We start from the raw sequence: 18,566 nt of genomic DNA, 5'->3' as shown, positions 1-18,566 counted from the left end.
GTCAACGCTCACGTCGCCCGCTTGCCAGGCGTACATCGCGGTGGCGGACCAACGATAACGGAATAGCCACAGGGAAAACGCCCAGGTAGCGGGATAACCCTCGGTGATCATGCGCACCCGCGGCACACGGAATACACGTCCGGGGGACCCGGAACCGTTCACCCTGTGGCGAACGACTCCGGGTCCGGCGGCTACGGCAGGGCGAGCATCCGGTCGAGGGCCTCGCGGGCGTAGCCGGCGGTCCGCTCGTCGACGGTGATGACGTTCGGCACCCGCCCGGCCACGAGCTCCTCGAGGGCCCACACGAGGTGCGGGAGGTCGATCCGGTTCATGGTGGAGCAGTAGCAGACGGTCTTGTCCAGGAACGAGATCTTCTTGTCCGGGAAGCGGTTCGCCAAGCGGCGCACCAGGTTCAGCTCGGTGCCGATGGCCCATGAGGAGCCGGGCTCGGCGGCCTCGAGGGCCTTGATGATGTACTCGGTCGAGCCCACGAAATCCGCGGCCTCGACGACCTCGTGCGTGCACTCGGGGTGGACCAGGATGTTCACCTCGGGGTCGACCCGGCGCATCTCCTCGACGCACGCGAGCGTGAAGCGCCCGTGGACCGAGCAGTGGCCCTTCCACAGGATGATCTTCGCGTTCCGCAGCTCGTCGTCGGTGAGGCCGCCGTTCGGCTTGTGCGGGTTGTAGAGCACGCAGTCGTCCAGCGAGTAGCCCATGTCGCGGACCATCGTGTTGCGGCCCAGGTGCTGGTCGGGCAGGAACAGGACCTTCTCGCCCTGCTCGTAGGCCCAGCGCAGGGCCCGCTCGGCGTTCGAGGAGGTGCAGACGATGCCGCCCTCGCGGCCCACGAAGCCCTTGATCGCGGCGGTCGAGTTCATGTACGTGACCGGCACGGTCGCGTCGGCGACGCCGACCCGCTTCAGGTCCTCCCAGCACTGCTCGACCTGGGAGGCCGTCGCCATGTCGGCCATGGAGCAGCCGGCGGCCATGTCCGGCAGGACCACCCGCTGGTGGTCGCCGGTGAGGATGTCGGCGCTCTCGGCCATGAAGTGCACGCCGCAGAACACGATGTACTCCGCGTCGGGGCGCGCCGCCGCCTGCTGCGCGAGCTTGAACGAGTCGCCGGTGACGTCGGCGAACTGGATCACCTCGTCGCGCTGGTAGTGGTGGCCGAGGACGAACACGTTGCCGCCCAGCGCCTCCTTCGCGGCCTTCGCCCGCTCGACCAGGTCCGGGTCGGAGGGGGCGGGCAGTTCGCCGGGGCAGTCGACGCCGCGCTCGGAGCCGGCGTCGGAGCCGCGGCCGAGGAGCAGGAGCGCGGTCTGGGTGCTCGCAGGTTCAGTGAAGCCCGTCATGGCCGCAATCCTAGTCGCTTCCGAGGACTCCTCGGGCCGCTCGAATCCGCGATGCGGACCGCCCGTCGCGGAGTGTGGGAGCGCACGGGCGGCGACCCCGGTTCGGCAAGCGGTTACACCATGGTCGGAGGCCGCTCAGACCATCCACTACCCTCTACATGTGCGCATCCTCATAGCTCCCGACAAGTTCGCCGGCACCATGAGCGCCGGCGAGGCCGCCGACGCCGTAGCCGAAGGCTGGCTGCGCGCCCGCCCGGGCGACACCGCCGAGACGCTCCCGCTCGCCGACGGCGGCCCCGGCTTCACCGAGGTCCTCGCCCGCGCCAAGCCGCAGGCCCGGCTGCGCACCGTCGACACCTGCGACCCCCTCGGCCGCCCCATCCGCGCCGACTACCTCCTCGACGGCGACACCGCCTACATCGAGTCCGCCGCCGCCTGCGGCCTCCACCTCCTCGCCCCCGGCGAGCGCGACCCCGAGCGCACCACCAGCTTCGGCGTCGGCCTCCTCATCGCCCACGCCGTCGAGAGCGGCGCCCGCCGCGTCGTCATCGGCCTCGGCGGCTCCTCCACCAACGACGCCGGCGCCGGCATGCTCACCGCGCTCGGCTGCGTCTTCCGCGACGTCGCCGGCGAACCCGTCCCCTACGGCGGCGGCGGCCTCACCTCCGTCCACGCGATCGAAGGCCAGCCCCGCACCCGCGGCGTCATCTTCACCGCCGCCACCGACGTCGACTCGCCCCTGCTCGGACCGGGCGGCGCCACCCACGTCTTCGGCCCCCAGAAGGGCGCCGACGCCCGCGCCGTCGAGAGCCTCGAACGCGCCGTCGGCCACTTCGCCCGCACCCTCGAAGACGCCCTCGGCCTCCACGGCGCGGCCGAGAACCCCGGCGCCGGCGCCGCGGGCGGCATCGGCTTCGCCCTCTTCCTCCTCGGCGGCTCCCGAGAGTCCGGCGCCCGCCTGACCTGCGACGCCGTCGGCCTCGACGCGAAGATCGCCGCCGCCGACCTCGTCATCACCGGCGAGGGCTCCTTCGACGCCCAGAGCCTGCGCGGCAAGCTCGCCGCCGAGGTCGCCCAAGGCGCCGCCGCCCACGGCCGGCCCTGCGTGGTCATGGCCGGCCGCGCCGACGTCGCCGCCCACCCCGCCCTCGCCGGGGTGTACTCCGTCACCGAACTCCTCGGCAGCGCCGAGGAGGCCATGGCCAGACCGGTCGAGGGACTCACCGCGCTGGCCGAGCGGGTGGCGAAGGAATGGCAGGAATAGGTACCGTCGGAGACCAGCCGAGACGGCGCGTCACGACGCCTCCGAAGTGAGGTCGGACTCGATTCCCGAATCCCTCCGCACGAGCACGGGAATAGGGACGCACGCAATCCGGTTGGGTACTGTTGACGGGTCGAATCGACCCGGCGACCCGGGTCTCGCACATATCACGAGGAGTAGCAAGTGAGCGCCACTCAGCAGGCTGGAACTGAGCAGTTGGACGACGCCAAGGACAGCACCAAGGTCGGCGTCGTGCTCACCGAAGCCGCCGCCACCAAGGTCAAAGCCCTGATCGAGCAGGAAGGCGAGGAAGGCCTCCGCCTGCGCGTCGAGGTCAGCCCCGGCGGCTGCTCCGGCCTGCGCTACGGGCTGTTCTTCGACACCGACGTGCGCGACGGCGACACCGTGCAGGACTACGAGGGCTTCGGCGTGATCGTCGACAAGATGAGCATCCCGTACCTGATCGGCGCGAGCATCGACTTCGCCGACCGGATCGACGCCCAGGGCTTCACCATCGACAACCCGAACGCCCAGGGATCGTGCGCCTGCGGCGACTCGTTCCACTAGGCCTCCGGCCACACGCTCGAAGCCCGGTCGGACGCTTTCGCCGACCGGGCTTCTTCGTGCGCTAGGCTGAGCGCCCCCCGCCGGGCGATCCACCTTTGCCCCGCGATTTCCGATTCCGATCATCCCGTCCCCGACGATGCGAGGACCATTCCAAGTGGCACATGTCGTGCAAGGCGTCAAGACCGCCGTCACCGGCACCACCGCCGAGGCCGTGGGCCACGGCCTGGCCCGCCTCGGGCAGGCCCCGGTCGTCCTCGGCGGCGACGAGCTCGACCTCATCGAGGTCATGGAGCGCGGCGGGTCCCTCGGCCTCATCCACATCGGCCCTGGCGAGCCGAAGGCCATGCACGCCTACGCCGACCAGGCCCGCGACCTCGGTCTGGAGTTCAGCGCCGACCCCGGCGACCTGGAGGGCGACGAGGCCGTCGAGTTCCTGACCGGCGCGAAGTTCCTCGTCACCGGCGAGCACCGCTACCACCTGCTCCAGGCCACGACCGGCCTCGCCGACGACGAGATCCTCGAGCTCGTCCGCGTCCGCGTGACCACGCTGGACCAGGACGGCGTCGAGGTCGCCGGCCACGACATGGACCGCGTGCGGGTCCCGTTCGCCCGCGCCGACGAGATCATCGACCCCGCCGGCGGCGGCGAGGCGTTCACCGCCGGACTCCTGGCCGGGCTCGGCTGGGGCATGAGCCTGCGCCGCGCCTCCGAGGTCGGCAGCCAGCTCACCGCCCTCGCCCTCGAATCGGTCGGGCCGCAGGGCTACTCGGTCAACCCGGTCGACTTCGTGAACCGCCTCGAACGCTCCTACGGCCCGGCCGCGGCAGCCGAGGCCTCCGCCTACCTGGTGCCCGAGTGAACACACGGGTCGTATTGACCCGCAACGGAAACACTCGTCTCACAAAGCAGGATTTATACGGAGATACCGGCGTGACATTGCAGCTGCAAGGTCTCTGCTTACCGTCCGCCGGGTAACGATTTCACAACGCACTCTTTTATTTAGTTGTGTTGTGCGCCATGGTGTGAGTTATCCCACGACCCACTCACACCCTGGAGCTCCCAGTGCGACGAATGCGAATGACGGTGGCCGCCATGGCGGTCGCCGGGCTCGCGGTATCCACCGCTGCCTGTACCGGCGACGAAGGCGACGTCGACGGGGAGGGCGGCGGCAGCGGCGGCACCGTCAACATGCAGATCGGCGAGATCCGCAGCCTCGTCCCGGGCGGCTCCGGCGAGTCCGAGGGCTACCGGATCATCAAGAACGTCTACGACGGCCTGGTCTACTACGACCGGGAGACCGGCGAGCCCAAGAACCTGGTGGCGGAGGAGATCTCCTCGCCCGACAACCAGGTCTGGACGATCACGATCAAGGACGGCCTCACCTTCCAGAACGGCGAGCCGGTGAACGCCGACGCCTTCATCCGCTCCTGGGACCGGACCGCGTACGCCTCGAACGCGCTGCCGCTCAACTACTTCTTCGGCACCTTCGAGGGCTACGCCGAGATGAACCCCGACCCGCTGCCGGAGGACCAGTGGGCCGACCCGGAGGTCACCGAGTGGGCTCCGATCGAGACCACCCACCTCTCCGGCGTCACCGCCGTCGACGACCTCACCATCGAGGTCAGGCTGACGGCGCCGTTCATCGGCTTCCCGACGATGCTCGGCTACGAGGCGTTCTACCCGGTCGCCGAGGCGTGCCTGGCCGATCTCGAAGCCTGCGAGGCCACGCCTATCGGCAACGGCCCCTTCATGTTCGAAGAGCCCTATGACATCGAGGCCGGCGGCACCGCGGTCCGCTGGGAGGACTACGCGGGCGACATGCCGGCCAAGATCGACGCCGTCAACTGGAAGGTCTACCTCGAAGGCGACGACTGCTGGGCGGACTTCCTCACCGGCGACATCGACGTCTGCCGCCCGACCGCGGCCGACTACGAGAACGCCATGAACGACCCCGACCTGGAGTCGCGCCACATCCAGCAGGACGACCCGAGCATCCTCATGCTCGCCTTCCCGCTCTACGACCCGAAGTACCAGGACGTGAACCTGCGCCGCGCCATCTCGATGGCGATCGACCGCGAGGGCGTCGCGAACGTCGTCGGCCCCGAGCGCTTCTACCCGCTCGACTCGTGGGTCCCCGCCTCCATCCTCGGCGGCGGCCAGGGCGCCTGCGGCGAGTACTGCACCTACGACCCCGAGGCGGCGGCCGCGCTCCTCGCCGAGGCCGGCGGCTGGCCCGAGGGCGAGAAGATGCAGATCTGGGTGAACGACGCCGCCGACAACGTGGACATCTTCCGCGCCATCGGCGACTCGATCTCGCAGTCCCTGGGCATCGAGTACGAGCTCGTCACGCTCGACTTCCCCGAGTTCCTGGCCACCCGCGAGGAGCACAACGTCACCGGCCCGTTCCGCTCCGGCTGGGGCCCCGACTACAACCTGAACGAGAACTACCTGGAGCCGATCTACGGCGGCGGCGTCGACGTCAACGACCAGGGCTGGGCGAACGCCGACTACGACGCGAAGATCCTCGAGGCCGGCGCGGCCGCGACCCTCGACGAGGCCGTCGCGCTCTACGCCGAGGCGGAGAAGATCCTCGCCGAGGACATGCCGAGCGTCCCGGTGTTCGGCGAGCGGTTCAACTACTTCTACACCGAGCGGCTCGAGGACGTGTACGTCCACCCGATCTACAGCGGTCCGGGCGGCGACTGCGAGCTGCGCGAAGTCACGATCGCCGAGTAGCGCCTACAACTGAAGACCGCCCGGGCGGGACCGCCGCGGCCGCATGCCGCGGCGGCCCCGCCCGGGGGCTCTGGAATTGGAAAGAACCATGGGACGCTACATACTCCGCCGCCTCCTGCAGGCGCTGCTGACCCTCGGGATCGTGCTCTTCCTGCTCCACTACCTGACCGTGCTGTCCGTCCAGATCAGAGGCAACCCCGCGCTGCTGTTCTTCGGCGGCGACCGCACCCCCGACCCGGGCATGCTCGCCCAGGTCGAGCGGCTCTACGGGCTCGACAACAAGTGCTACGAGCGGGTCGGCGACCCGTGCCTGACGCCGTTCGTCGACCGCCTCCAGAACTTCGTGCAGGGCGACTTCGGGACCACCCTCAACGGCAACCGGGACGTCGGCCAGCTCCTGGCGATCTACATCCCGAACACCCTGCGGCTGTTCATCTTCGCGACGCTCACGCTGGTGACCGTGGCGATGGTGCTCGGCACCTGGGCCGCCCGCCACCGCGGCAAGTTCATCGACCACACCGTGCGCGGCACCACGATCCTCGCCGACTCGATCCCGGTGTTCCTCATCCTGCTGTCCTACGTGTACATCGTGGCGGTGCCGCTCACCAGGTGGGCCAGGGGGATCTGGGGCACGGAGTCGTTCATGGGCCAGGTGTTCAGACCGAACTACAACGCCGACTACCCGTGGACGACGATCATCATCCCCGGCATCATCGTCGGCACCGTCGGCCTCGCCACCATGACCCGCCTCATCCGCGCCAGCCAGCTGGAGAACCTCGGCTCGGACTTCGTGCGGACCGCGAAGGCCAAGGGCCTCAAGCCGATGCGCATCACGATCGTGCACGTCATCCGCAACTCGATGATCCCGATCATCACCGGCATCGGCTTCCTGTTCGCGTTCATGCTCTCCGGCGCCGTCCTCACCGAAGGCGTCATGGGCATCCCCGGGATGGGCCGCATGATCTTCCAGGCGGTGCAGCGCCAGGAGGGCAACCTCGTCATCGTCGGCCTCACGGTCTCGGCGGTCGTGGTCGTCTTCGTGAGCCTGATCGTCGACCTCCTCTACGCCGCGCTCGACCCGAGGATCCGCTATGAGTGAGCTGACCGCCCCGACGCCGACCGCCGAGCGGCAGGCGTCCCTCTGGTCGGACGCGTTCCGCACCATGCGCAAGCGCCCCGACGTCATCATCGCGACCGCGGTGCTGCTGCTCGTGTTCGCGATGGCCGCGCTCCCGGGCCTGTTCACCGACAAGGACCCCACGGTGTGCATCGGCCGCGAGGCCAAGCTGCGCCCCGACACCTGGTTCACCGGCGACCACCCGCTCGGCACCGACGCGTTCGGCTGCGACTTCGCCGCGACCCTCGTCCACGGCACGCGGCCCACGATCACGCTGGCGCTCGTCGTCATCGTCGCCTCGGTGTTCGTGGGCCTGATCCTCGGCATCCTCGCCGGCTACTACGGCGGCTGGCTCGACACGCTCATCTCCCGCGGCCTCGACGTCTTCATCGTCATCCCGATGCTCATGGGCGCGGTCCTGATCCTGAGCCTCTTCCGCGGCCGCGTCGCCGCCGACAACCTGTTCGAGACCATCGCGCCGGCCGCGATCTCCCTGGCGCTGTTCGGGTGGATGGAGTTCTGCCGGTACACGCGGGCGGCCACGCTGGAGACGAAGAACCTCGACTACGTGGTGGCCGCCAAGTGCCTCGGCGCGAGCGACCGCCGGGTCATGTTCAAGCACATCCTGCCGAACGCGATCGTCCCGGTCACGGCCGTCGTGCCCACCACCATCGGCGGCATCATCGTCACCGAGGCGGCCCTCGCCGTCCTCGGCATCGGCGTCCAGCCGCCCGCGACCAGCTGGGGCGTGCTGCTGTCCAAGGGCACCGAGTGGGCGGGCGGCGGCTACGTCTACCTCTTCGCCTGGCCGCTGGGGCTGCTCGTCTTGACCGTGTTCGCGTTCGCGACCTTCGGGGACGCGCTGCGCGACGCCCTCGACCCGAAACTGAGGTGAGTGCGGTGACAGAGACCGTCCGCGTCATCGGCGACACCCTCCCGGGCGCCGACTTCAACTCGCCGCTGCTCGAAGTGGACGACCTGCACGTGGAGTTCCGGGTCCGCGGCCGCAGCGTCCCGGTCGTCCGCGGCGCGAGCTTCACCCTGGAGCAGGGCCGCACCCTCGCGGTCGTCGGCGAGTCCGGCTCCGGCAAGTCGGTGACCTCCCAGGCGATCATGGGCATCCTCGACACCCCGCCCGCGAAGATCACCCGCGGGGCGGTGCGCCTCCGCGGCGTCGACCTCCTCGCGCAGAACGAGGAGACCCGCAGGGAGGTGCGCGGCAACCACATCGCGATCGTCTTCCAGGACGCGCTGTCCGCGCTCAACCCACTGTGGTCGGTGGGCTTCCAGATCGGCGAGCTGTTCCGCGTGCACCGCGGCACCACCCGGAAGGAGGCCCGGCTCAAGGCGATCGAGCTCCTCGACCAGGTCGGCATCCCCGACGCGAAGAACCGGGTCGGCCACTACCCGCACCAGTTCTCCGGCGGCATGCGCCAGCGCGTGATGATCGCGATGGCGCTCGCCCTGGACCCCGAGGTCCTCATCGCGGACGAGCCGACGACCGCGCTCGACGTCACGGTCCAGGCCCAGATCATGCGGCTGCTCAAGCGGATCCAGTCGGAGCGGCACATGGGGCTCATCCTCATCACGCACGACCTCGGCGTGGTCGCCGACGTCGCCGACGAGGTCGCGGTCATGTACGCGGGGGAGGTGGTCGAGCGCGCGGGCATCCGCGACGCGTTCAAGCGGCCGGCCCACCCGTACACGAAGGCGCTGCTGCGGGCGATCCCGCGCGTCGACAGCGTCGGCCGGGAGCTGGAGGTCATCCGCGGGCTCCCGCCGAACCCGGCGAGGCTCCCCGGCGGGTGCCCGTTCCATCCGCGCTGCTTCGCGGCGGAGGACAAGTGCACGACCGAGGTGCCGCCGTGGGCCGAGCCCGCCGAGTCCCACGGCTCCCGCTGCCACTTCGCCGAGGAGGTCTACACCGATGAACGCTGAACTGGGCCAGGCCGAGACGGGGCCCGAACCGGTCTTGGAGGCCGCGGACCTCGTCAAGCACTTCCCGATCCAGCGCGGCGTCGTCGTCAAGCGCACGGTCGGCCACGTGCAGGCCGTCGACGGCGTCGACCTGAAGCTCTACCCGGGGCAGACGCTCGGGGTGGTGGGGGAGTCGGGCTGCGGGAAGTCGACGCTGGCGAAGCTCCTGGTGGGCCTCGAGACGCCGACGTCGGGTTCGATCAAGCTGCTGGGCAGGGAGATCGGGAACCTGTCGGCGCGGCGGATCAGGCCGTTCCGGCGCGACATCCAGCTGGTGTTCCAGGACCCGTACACCTCGCTGAACCCGCGGCTGACCGTGGGCGACATCGTGGGGGAGCCGTTCGCGATCCACCCCGGGGTGGTGCCGAAGCACCGGCGGGCCGGCGAGGTGAAGGAGCTGCTGGACATGGTCGGGCTCGACCCCGACCACGTCAACCGGTACCCGCACCAGTTCTCCGGCGGGCAGCGCCAGCGCATCGGGATCGCCCGCGCGCTCGCGCTGCGGCCGCGGGTGCTGGTGTGCGACGAGCCGGTGTCGGCCCTGGACGTGTCGATCCAGGGGCAGGTCATCAACCTGCTCGAGCGGCTCCAGAACGAGTTGGGCCTGGCGTACGTGTTCATCGCGCACGACCTGTCGGTGGTGCGCCACATCGCCGACGAGGTCGCGGTCATGTACCTGGGCAAGGTGGTCGAGCGGGGGACGGGGCCGGAGATCTACGACAGCCCGCGGCACCCGTACACGCAGGCGCTGCTCTCGGCGGTGCCCGTCCCGGACCCGGACCTGCGCGGCCGCCGCGAGGAGATCGTCCTCCAGGGCGACGTGCCCTCGCCGATCAACCCGCCGTCGGGCTGCCGGTTCCGCACCCGCTGCTGGAAGGCCACCGAGCACTGCGCCGAGGAGGTCCCCACGCTCGCCGCGGGCGACGAGGGGACACACCCGCCCGTCGCCCGCCACCACCCGAACCGGAGTGAACGCAGTACACATCAAGCGGCCTGCTTCTACGCGGAGGAGCGCGACGTCACGCACGCGGTGAAGTAGCCCGCGCGGGAGGCCGGACCGCCCGGTTCCGGCCTCCCGGTCAGTCCTCGGGGCTGCTGCCGCGCAACGCCTCCTGGAGTTCCTCGCCGCCGATCTCGCGGAGGGCGTCGCCGGGTTGGAGGGTGTGGAAGACGGGCGCCGCGAGGTCGGCGAGGTCGATGAGGGTGGCGGCGGAGCCGCGCACGTACCGGACGGCCTCGTCGCCGCAGCCGAGGTCGCGGCGGTTGACGACGGCCGGGCCGGTCCACACCATGGCGTCGCCGAGCCTGCCGGCGAGCTGGAGGTGGTAGTGGCCGCACAGGATCACGCGCACGTCGGTGCCGGCGATCGCGTCGGCGAGGTCGCCGGGGTTGGCGAGCGTCGGGGGCTCCTGGACGGCGTTGGGGAAGCGGATCGGCGGGTGGTGGAACGCGAGGACGGTGCCGCGCGGGGCCGGGGCGGCGAGGAGGCCGCGGAGCCAGTCGAGCTGGGCGGCGCTGATGCGGCCGTGGACCTTCCCGGGGACGAGGGTGTCGAGGGTGATGAGCCGGACGCCGTCGCGGGCGGTGGCCGCGGCGCGCTCGGGGGTGTGGACGGCGTCGACGGCGGCGTCGCGGAGGTCCGCGTCGAGGTGGCCGCTGCCGAGGACCTCGGTGAACGCGTCGCGGTCGTCGGCGTTGCCGGTGGTGAAGACCAGGGGCGCGCCGCGTTCGGCGGCAAAGGCGCCGATGCGGTCCCGGGCGAGCCGGTAGGCGCCGGGCGAGCCGTCGTCGGCGACGTCGCCGGTGACCACGACGAGGTCGATGCGCCGCAGGGGAGCGAGGTGGGCGAGGAGGCCCGTCAGGGCCTCGGCGGCGTCGACGCCGGTGCGGTGCGGGGCGCCGTCGCCGGTCAGGTGCGTGTCCGAAAGATGCAGAACCCTCATCCGCTGAGGCTATCGGGACCGGTGTCAGCCGCGGGGGCGGTGCTGCACCGACTTCTTCACCGAGCCGTCGGGGTTGAACGCGGTCCACTCGCCGGTCTTCTCGCCGTGCTCGTACTCGCCGCGGTCGATCGGGGCGCCGTCGGCGTTCCACCGCTCCCAGAGCCCGTGCTTCGCCTCGAGGTCGTCGAAGCCGCCCTTCTGGAGCAGTTCGCCGTTGGCGCGCCACCAGGTCCACCGGCCCGCGACGAGGCCGTCGCGGAACGGCCCCTCGGAGCGGAGCCGGCCGCCGTCGGAGTAGTGGCGCCACATGCCCTGGCGGAGGTCCTCTTCGTACTCGCCGATCATGTGGCCGCCGTGCTGGTCGCGGTCGGCCCACAGGCCGGTCTTGCGGCCCTGGTCGTCGACCGCGTTCGGGCAGTCCTCGGGCTTCGGTGTCGCTCGCGCGGTCATTGCCCCGCCTCTCGATTCGCTCGGTGCGCCACGGGTACCGCGTATCCGCGGTCTGAAACCGAGCCTAGGTGGAGCGGTGCCGCGCCCGTGGCGATTCCGGGCGTCAGCGGGTGAGGGCGTCCGCGAGGGCGAGGAGTCCGGAGGCGAGGAGGATCGGGCCGGTGGTCGCGCCGACGACGGCGCTGACGGCGAGCGAGCGGGCCCTGGCGACGAACACCGATGCGACGGAGGCGATCGAGACGAGCGCGGCCGTGACGTGCAGCGCGGGGATCTCCAGGAGCACCGCGACGGGGAAGAAGTGCACGCCCACGACGAACGCGATCCAGGCGGACATGAGGTCGGCCCGTTTGCGGGCCGCGAGGACCGCGCAGCCGAGGCCGGCGAGGGCGAACTCGATCCCGACGAGGATGCCGAACTTCGGGCCGACGCTCGCGTCGATGACCGAGCCGTCGCTCCAGTGCCGCCACAGCAGCAGGCCGCCGGCGACCGCGGTGAGGCCGCTGAGGACCGAGCCGACGCGCAGGGACAGGAGCCACTTCGCGGGCGGGCGCTCCTGCGCCCAGCCGAACCAGGCCATGGCGAAGAAGCCGAAGACGGCGGCGGTGCCGGCGGCGTCGCGGAGGAATTCAGGGGTCACGGGGGGCCGATCTGCGAGGTGCGGGGGCGGGCTCGGCCCAGCCTACAAGCCCGCGGCGGCCGGCCCGGCGTGAGCCGTGCCGCCCCCGGCGAACTGGACCATGTGTGCGCGACCTCGTAGGATGGAGGTTCGCGCAGCCGATGATCGGAGACTTCCTTGTTCCGACCACTGACCGGGTTCCCGGACCCCGCCCCGCGCCGTTCGCGGGCGGCCTTCCTGGTGACCTCGGTGATCGCCGCGGTCTCCATGGTCTGCGCGGTCGCCGTCTGGATCGCCGCCGCCGAGGCCCGCGCGGGCGCCGCCGAGCGGCTCCGCGCCCGCGGCGACGACTTCGTCGAGCTGTACCTGCTGCACCTCGACGAGATCGTCAGGTTCCGCTTCACCGACTCCGCGGTCGCCTACCTCGCCGCCGCGGTCCTGTTCGCCAGCCTCGCCGTCGCGATCCGCTTCGGTCCCCAGTGGGCGGTCGCCGTGAACGGGCTCCTCAGCGCCGCCGGGACCGCCGCCCTCGCCTGGTTCGGCCTCACGAAGCTCGCCGACGGCCTCCCCCTCGGCGACTGGGCCGGCTACGAGCTCACCGCGATGCTCCAGGACGCCGCGCCCGCCTGGTACGGCCCCGCCGAGCAGCTCCCGCTCATCGCCGCCGCCGCGGGCCTGCCGGTCATCGCCGGCCTCCTCGCGGCCGGCCACTTCCGCGCCCGCGCCGAGCACCGCGAGGACGCCGACCTGCGCTGGTGACCGCGGAAGTCGAGTGCGCCCCGCCGCGCCGCCGGGTATCGTCTCCCGTCGGCAACGGATAGGAGCGAACCTCTTGACCCGCATCGACATCACCACCGTCCAGGTCGCCGACGACAAGAGCGGCCCGTACGCGATCACCACCGGACCCGATCGGGCCCTGTGGTTCACGCTCGTCCACAGTGCGCAGATCGGACGCCTCGCGCCCGGCGGCGAACCCGAGTACTTCGCGCTCAGCCCCAAATACGACCCCTTGGTGATCACGACCGGCCCCGATGCGTCGCTCTGGTTCACCGGCCTCGCCGGGCGCATCGGCGCCGTCACCGCCCGCGGCGACGTCACCGAGTTCGACCTCCCGAGCCGCAGCGCGCGCCCGTTCGGGATCGCCGCAGGGCCTGACGGCGCCCTCTGGTTCACCGACGGCGGGCTGCACCGTATCGGCCGCATCACCACGACCGGGGCGATCACGCACTTCGGCATCCCCGTCAAGGACGCGTCCCCCGCGGCGATCGCGGCCGGACCCGACGGCGCCCTCTGGTTCACCATGAACGCCGCCAACGCGATCGGGCGCGTCACCGTCGACGGGGACTTCGACGTCCACCGTCTCCCTACCGCCGACGCCGCGCCGGTCGGCATCTGCGCCGGGCCCGACGGGGCCGTCTGGTTCACCGAGATCGGCGCCGGCCAGATCGGCCGCATCGACGACGCCGGCACGATCGTCGAGCACCCCCTGCCCGACCGCGCCTCCCGCCCCCACGCGATCACCACCGGCCCCGACGGGGCGCTCTGGTTCACCGAGTGGGGCGCCAACCGCATCGGCCGCATCACCGCCGCGGGCAAGATCAATCTCCGGGGCCTGCCCGTGCCGGACAGCGAACCCCACGGCCTCACCGCCGGACCCGACGGCGCGGTCTGGGCCGCGCTCGAGAACGGCTCGCTCGCCCGCTGCACCGCCGTCTGACGCCCGGCCGGGGACGCGACCGGGCCGCGTCCGCAACGGGGGGTGCGGACGCGGCCCGGAGTTCCTCACGCCTGCTTGGCGGCCTCGTAGCGCGCGGCCACGTCCTGCCAGTTCACGACCTCCCACATCGCCTTCACGAAGTCGGGGCGGACGTTCTTGTACTGCAGGTAGTACGCGTGCTCCCACGCGTCGAACGCCAGCAGCGGCACCGAGGTCTGCGCGACGTTTCCGTGGTGGTCGTAGACCTGCTCCACGATGAGGCGCTTGGAGGTCGGCTCGTACGAGAGCACGCCCCAGCCCGAGCCCTGGACGAGGGTCGTCGCGGCCGACAGCTGCCCGTGGAAGCCCTCGAACGACCCGAAGTACTCGTCGATCGCCTCCGCGAGGTCGCCCTCGGGGCGGTCGCCGCCGTCGGGGCTCATGTTCTCCCAGTAGAGGGAATGGAGGACGTGACCGGAGACGTTGAACGCGAGGGTCTTCTCCAGGCCCACGATCCCGGCGAAGTCGCCCTTGTCGCGGGCCTCGGCGATCCGCTCCAGGGTGTCGTTGGCGCCCTTGACGTACGCCGCGTGGTGCTTGTCGTGGTGCAGCTCGAGGATGTACCCGTTGATGTGCGGCTCCAGCGAGCCGTAGTCGTAGGGCAGGTCCGGAAGCGTGTAGACGGTCATCGTCGCCTCTCTCTGTCGCGGCAGTTCGAACACTGTCGCCACAGTTTCACAACTGCAAGTCCTTTGCAATAGAAGGCGGCACGGGTCGCCCCGTGATCCCGATCGTCTTAGGACCTCAGTCCGAGGACCCCTCGCAACCGATGCGGCCCAAGGTCACCGCGACATCCGCCGGATCGACTCGACGATCCCCGGCAGCACCTCCAGGAACCGCTCCACCTCGGCCTCCGTCGACTCCCGGTGCAGCGACACCCGCACGTTCCCGTGGCTCAGCACCCCCATCGCCTGGAGCACGTGCGAGGGCCGCAGCCGCGTCGACGCGCACGCCGACCCCGACGACACCGCGAACCCCGCCCGGTTCAGCTCCGTCAGCAGCACCTCGCCGTCCACCCTCAGGCACGAGAACGTCACGATGTGCGGCAGCCGGTCCACCGGGTCGCCCGGCAGCTCCACCTCCGGCACCGTCGCCGCGATGTGCTCGCGGATCAGGTCCGTCAGCGCCCGCATCCGCGCCGACAGCGCCTCGCGCTCGGCCGCTACCGCCCGCAGCGACGCCGCCGCGGCCACCGCCGCCGGCACGTCGACCTCCCCGATCGCCTCCCGCACCGACGAGTCCTCCCCGGGGAACGGGTTGCGCCAGCGCACCCCCTTGCGCACCACCAGGACGCCGGCCCCCGCCAGCCCGCCCCACTTCCGCGCGCTGGCCGCCAGCACCGACCAGCCCTCGGGCACCGGCTCCCACGGCAGGCTCGCCGCCGCGTCCACCACCAGCGGCACCCCGCCCGAGTTCGCGGCGATCGCCGCGACCGGCTGCCGGGTCCCGACCTCGTGGTTCGCCGACTGCACCGCCAGCACCGACGCGTCGTCGCCGCCCTCGACCCCGGCCAGCGGATCGGCGTCGACCCGGCCCAGCCGGTCCACGGGGACGGCCTCCGACCGGCCCCCGCGCGCCTCGTGCCATTGGGCCGCGTGCAGCACCGCCGAGTGCTCGACTGCGCCGTACACCAGCGGTCCGGGCTCGCTGCGGGCCGCGATGACGCCGAGTACGCCCGCGTGCACGGCCTGTGTCCCGCTCGATGTGAAAGTGACCTCATCGGCACTCACCCCGAGCGCGGCGGCCGCCGACTGGCGTGCGGCCTCCAGCAGCATCCGGGATCGCCGGCCCAATGTGTACAGTCTGCCCGGTCCGGCCCAGCCCTCCGACAAAGCCGCAGCATAGGCGTCGCGGGCCGCCGGATGGACCGGCTGAGCGGTCGCGCCGTCGAAGTAGGTCTCGGTCACGGTTCCAATCTAGAAGACACCCGAACCCGAACCCAACCCCTTGCGCCCCGCTTCACGAGCCAAGCAGTAGGCTCTTGCCGTCAAGTCCGTGCCATACCGCCTGCCCGGCGGCCAACGCGGAGCCGAGCGCTGAGAAAGGCATGAGACAGGTGGTCGGAACACCGTCCCGAGAACGTCGCGGCCGAGCCCGCCGCGCGATAGGTCTCACCGCGACCGCCGCGCTGCTCCCACTCCTCCTCACGGGGTGCAGCCTTGACGACGCCTTCTACCTGGGCTGGCCGCGGACCCGCCCCACCGACCAGGCGCAGCAGATGTTCGACCTGTGGATCGGGTCGACGGTCGCCGCGCTCGCGGTCGGCCTCATCGTGTGGGGCCTGACCTTCTGGTGCATCGCCGCGTACAAGAAGAAGGACAGCGACACCGAGCTGCCCCGCCAGACCAAGTACAACCTCCCCGCCGAGCTCACCTTCACGGCGCTGCCGTTCGTGCTCATCGGCATCCTGTTCTACTACACGGTCGTCGTCCAGGACAACGTCACGGAGATGAGCGACCAGCCGACGGCCTGCACCGAGGTCACGGCGTTCAAGTGGAACTGGCAGTTCACGTACACGGACGAGAACTGCGAGGCCCTGACCGGCGCCGACGGCCAGCCCGTCACCGAGACCGGCGACTCGGACTACATCCCGATCATCGTGGTCCCCAACCAGGAGGACGTGCGCTTCGTCGGCAACGCCGAGGACGTCATCCACTCCTTCTGGGTCCCGGACATGCTCTTCAAGCGCGACCTGATCCCCGGCTCCGACGCGCAGACCACCCGCTGGGAGGTCGACTTCAACTCGGAGGGCACCTTCGTGGGCCGCTGCGCCGAGCTGTGCGGCGCCTACCACGCCTTCATGAACTTCGAGATGCGCGTCGTCTCGCCGGAGGACTACGAGGCCTTCGTGAACGCCCGCGTCGAGGGGATGACCACCCCCGAGGCGCTGGAGCTCATCGGCCAGGACCCGTACGCGACCACGACCCACCCGTTCAACACCGACCCGGCCTCGGGCGAAGCGAGCTAGGGGACCAGCGATGAAGACCGAGAACAAACTGTTCGCCATCGTGGCCGTGACGATGTTCATCTTCGCGGCCGGATACGGCTACTGGACCTACCTGAACGAGAACCCGGCCTACGGCGTCCCGAACCAGGTGGAGTGGGTCGGCACCGTCGCCCTGATCTTCTCGGGCCTCCTGACCGGCATGGTCTGGCTGGTGTTCTGGGTGATCTCCCGCCGCATCGACCCGCGCCCGGAGGACCGCCCCGACGGCGAGATCTCCGACGTCGCGGGCGAGGTCGGCTTCTTCAGCCCCGGCTCGTACTGGCCCCTGGGCCTGGCGCTCGCCGCGGTCCTCACCGGCCTCGGCCTCGTCTTCTGGCTCGTCTGGCTCATCACCGCCGGCATCGTGGCGGTCCTGTTCGCCGTCGGCGGCCTGACCTACGAGTACTACACGGGCACCCGCAAGCTCGGACCGCAGTAGCAAGACCACGCCAGAAGGCCCGGAGCGCCATGCTCCGGGCCTTCCGCGCGTCTGTAGGGTGTGGCGGGTGACTCCCTCTGTGCGGCGCCGGAAAGCGCCTCTGCTGCGGCGCTTCGTGGGCACGGTCTTCTACAGCCTCCCGCACCCGATGCGCCGCCGGATCGTCCGCATCGCCACGCCGACCTACACCCTCGGCTCCGTCGTCCTCGTCATGGACGAGGACCGCACGCACCTGCTGATGCTCAAGCAGCCCCCCGGCAAGCGCTGGTCCCTCCCCGCGGGCCTCCTCAACCGCCGCGAGCAGCCCGTCGAGGGCGCCCGCCGCGAGCTCGCCGAGGAGACCGGCATCGAGGCCGACCTCGCGGAACTCCTCCCTGCTCTGCCCAACGCCGTCGTCCACACCAACGGTCGCTGGGTCGACAACGTCTTCCGCCTCGTCCGCGACCCCGAGACCACCGAGGTCCTCGTCGACGGCCACGAGGTCTGGGACGCCGCCTGGCACCCCGCCGACGCCCTCCCCGACATGACCCGCGCGACCGCCAAGCTCCTGTCCCACTACGGCCTCGGCCCCCTCGCCGATTCCGACCCCGCAGCAGAACCCCCGGCCTCGGCCTGACCTCTCTGGACCCCGTTCCCAGCGGGATGCCGCTAGCCTGTTGCCAAGTCCCCCTTCCGAAGACGGAGGCCGTTGATGCAGCAGCGGATCAAGAGCACCTTCGAGCCGTTCGGGTCGGTCCGACTCCACCTCGAAGACCTGGAGCGCATGGTCGAGGCCGTGCAGCACTACGACCAACGGAGTCTCACCGTGACCGCCGAGGAGGACGGCGGCGAGTACGACATGGTCTCGGTCGCCGAGATCCGCGAGCATTTCACCGCGCCCCTGCACGAGGTCAAGATCACGGCGAGCAGCGAGGACGGCGGCATCCACATCCGGGTCTCCCGAGGCCTGGCCGTCATCGCGGCCGAGGGCGACACCGACCGCGACCAGGCGGCCCTCTCCCGCGTCCGGGCCGTGCTCGAACGCCGCCGGCGCCGATCCCAGTCCAAGACGACGGCGATCGCGGTCCTGCTCGCCGCCGCCGTCGTCGCATTCGCTCCGAACACCTTCGTCCCCAGAGCGGGCGTGGCGACCGAGGTCCTGATCCTGGTGTGGAACGCGATCGTCCTCGCACCCACCATCGTCTGGGTGTCGCTGATCCTCGCCGGAGGGAACCGGAACCAGCTCGTCCCCGAGTACCGCCGCCACACCGGCCGGTTCTGGACCGCCAACCGAGACCAGGTCCTCGTCGGCCTCATCTCGTCGGCGGCAGGAGCCGCCATCGGCTTCGGATTCGCACTGCTGATGCTGGTGGTCGTGTGA

The 18,566-nt window shown here is 70.9% G+C and carries 20 protein-coding genes; 14 read left to right on the top strand and 6 right to left on the bottom strand.

Translation table 11 applies throughout. From position 1 onward, the window contains the following. Positions 1 to 191: 191 nt before the first annotated feature. Entirely contained in the window at positions 192 to 1,358 is a 1,167-nt protein-coding gene (nadA, locus tag ABD419_RS05250) for a quinolinate synthase NadA (RefSeq protein WP_344482702.1), read from the bottom strand. A gap of 160 nt (positions 1,359 to 1,518) precedes the next feature. On the opposite strand from nadA, the gene ABD419_RS05245 reads away from it, so the two are divergent. From ABD419_RS05245 to ABD419_RS05210, 8 genes are all read left to right on the top strand, one after another. Next, positions 1,519 to 2,622: a glycerate kinase family protein gene (locus ABD419_RS05245; protein WP_344482699.1), complete on the top strand. Its 1,104-nt coding sequence runs from the start codon at positions 1,519 to 1,521 to the stop codon at positions 2,620 to 2,622. A gap of 213 nt (positions 2,623 to 2,835) precedes the next feature. After that, positions 2,836 to 3,186, top strand: a complete 351-nt coding sequence (gene erpA / locus ABD419_RS05240) for an iron-sulfur cluster insertion protein ErpA (protein WP_344483445.1) — start codon at positions 2,836 to 2,838, stop codon at positions 3,184 to 3,186. A 154-nt stretch (positions 3,187 to 3,340) separates the two neighbouring features. Further along, a complete protein-coding gene (locus ABD419_RS05235) occupies positions 3,341 to 4,045 on the top strand; it encodes a PfkB family carbohydrate kinase (RefSeq protein WP_344482696.1) in 705 nt (234 codons plus the stop codon). 212 nt (positions 4,046 to 4,257) lie between these two features. After that, complete coding sequence (locus ABD419_RS05230) at positions 4,258 to 5,922, top strand: peptide ABC transporter substrate-binding protein (protein ID WP_344483443.1); 1,665 nt, start codon at positions 4,258 to 4,260, stop codon at positions 5,920 to 5,922. Positions 5,923 to 6,010: 88 nt separating this feature from the next. Then, positions 6,011 to 7,021 (top strand): ABC transporter permease, encoded by a 1,011-nt coding sequence (locus ABD419_RS05225; RefSeq protein ID WP_344482693.1) that lies wholly within the window; start codon positions 6,011 to 6,013, stop codon positions 7,019 to 7,021. Next, on the top strand, positions 7,014 to 7,934 hold the full coding sequence (locus tag ABD419_RS05220) for an ABC transporter permease (protein ID WP_344482690.1): 921 nt from the start codon (positions 7,014 to 7,016) through the stop codon (positions 7,932 to 7,934). The genes ABD419_RS05225 and ABD419_RS05220 overlap by 8 nt, the downstream gene beginning before the upstream one ends. 5 nt (positions 7,935 to 7,939) lie before the next feature. Beyond that, on the top strand, positions 7,940 to 8,977 hold the full coding sequence (locus ABD419_RS05215; protein ID WP_344482687.1) for an ABC transporter ATP-binding protein: 1,038 nt from the start codon (positions 7,940 to 7,942) through the stop codon (positions 8,975 to 8,977). Beyond that, complete coding sequence (locus ABD419_RS05210) at positions 8,967 to 10,055, top strand: ABC transporter ATP-binding protein (protein WP_344482684.1); 1,089 nt, start codon at positions 8,967 to 8,969, stop codon at positions 10,053 to 10,055. The genes ABD419_RS05215 and ABD419_RS05210 overlap by 11 nt, the downstream gene beginning before the upstream one ends. A 40-nt stretch (positions 10,056 to 10,095) precedes the next feature. On the opposite strand, the gene ABD419_RS05205 is transcribed toward ABD419_RS05210, so the two are convergent. The 3 genes from ABD419_RS05205 to ABD419_RS05195 form a co-directional block, all read right to left on the bottom strand. Beyond that, entirely contained in the window at positions 10,096 to 10,959 is an 864-nt protein-coding gene (locus ABD419_RS05205) for a metallophosphoesterase (RefSeq protein ID WP_344482681.1), read from the bottom strand. A gap of 24 nt (positions 10,960 to 10,983) precedes the next feature. Beyond that, on the bottom strand, positions 10,984 to 11,409 hold the full coding sequence (locus ABD419_RS05200; RefSeq protein ID WP_344482678.1) for a toxin-antitoxin system YwqK family antitoxin: 426 nt from the start codon (positions 11,407 to 11,409) through the stop codon (positions 10,984 to 10,986). A 103-nt stretch (positions 11,410 to 11,512) separates the two neighbouring features. Then, complete coding sequence (locus ABD419_RS05195) at positions 11,513 to 12,046, bottom strand: hypothetical protein (protein ID WP_344482675.1); 534 nt, start codon at positions 12,044 to 12,046, stop codon at positions 11,513 to 11,515. A 156-nt stretch (positions 12,047 to 12,202) separates the two neighbouring features. On the opposite strand from ABD419_RS05195, the gene ABD419_RS05190 reads away from it, so the two are divergent. Together ABD419_RS05190 and ABD419_RS05185 are read left to right on the top strand one after the other, a co-directional pair. Continuing rightward, positions 12,203 to 12,784 carry a hypothetical protein gene (locus ABD419_RS05190; RefSeq protein ID WP_344482672.1) on the top strand — a complete coding sequence of 194 codons (582 nt, stop codon included), beginning with the start codon at positions 12,203 to 12,205 and terminating at the stop codon, positions 12,782 to 12,784. A gap of 73 nt (positions 12,785 to 12,857) precedes the next feature. Beyond that, entirely contained in the window at positions 12,858 to 13,742 is an 885-nt protein-coding gene (locus tag ABD419_RS05185; RefSeq protein WP_344482669.1) for a Vgb family protein, read from the top strand. 65 nt (positions 13,743 to 13,807) lie between these two features. On the opposite strand, the gene ABD419_RS05180 is transcribed toward ABD419_RS05185, so the two are convergent. Continuing rightward, positions 13,808 to 14,410 (bottom strand): superoxide dismutase, encoded by a 603-nt coding sequence (locus ABD419_RS05180; protein WP_344482666.1) that lies wholly within the window; start codon positions 14,408 to 14,410, stop codon positions 13,808 to 13,810. A gap of 153 nt (positions 14,411 to 14,563) precedes the next feature. After that, a complete protein-coding gene (locus ABD419_RS05175; RefSeq protein WP_344482663.1) occupies positions 14,564 to 15,688 on the bottom strand; it encodes a cysteine desulfurase family protein in 1,125 nt (374 codons plus the stop codon). A 140-nt stretch (positions 15,689 to 15,828) separates the two neighbouring features. Between ABD419_RS05175 and ctaC the strand changes: the two genes are divergently transcribed. The 4 genes from ctaC (at position 15,829) to ABD419_RS05155 (ending at position 18,566) form a co-directional block, all read left to right on the top strand. Beyond that, positions 15,829 to 16,749, top strand: coding sequence for an aa3-type cytochrome oxidase subunit II (ctaC, locus tag ABD419_RS05170; RefSeq protein ID WP_344482660.1), 921 nt, complete (start codon positions 15,829 to 15,831; stop codon positions 16,747 to 16,749). A 10-nt stretch (positions 16,750 to 16,759) separates the two neighbouring features. Next, positions 16,760 to 17,206 carry a cytochrome c oxidase subunit 4 gene (locus ABD419_RS05165; protein WP_344482657.1) on the top strand — a complete coding sequence of 149 codons (447 nt, stop codon included), beginning with the start codon at positions 16,760 to 16,762 and terminating at the stop codon, positions 17,204 to 17,206. 148 nt (positions 17,207 to 17,354) lie between these two features. Continuing rightward, a complete protein-coding gene (locus ABD419_RS05160) occupies positions 17,355 to 17,822 on the top strand; it encodes an NUDIX hydrolase (RefSeq protein WP_344483442.1) in 468 nt (155 codons plus the stop codon). Between the two features lie 75 nt (positions 17,823 to 17,897). Beyond that, positions 17,898 to 18,566, top strand: coding sequence for a hypothetical protein (locus ABD419_RS05155; RefSeq protein WP_344482654.1), 669 nt, complete (start codon positions 17,898 to 17,900; stop codon positions 18,564 to 18,566).

The sequence above is a fragment of the Glycomyces endophyticus genome (genome assembly GCF_039531525.1).
In the GTDB taxonomy this organism is placed as follows: Bacteria; Actinomycetota; Actinomycetes; order Mycobacteriales; family Micromonosporaceae; genus Glycomyces; species Glycomyces endophyticus.
Note: the sequence above shows the minus strand (reverse complement) of the source record. Positions and strands in the feature narration are given on the sequence as shown.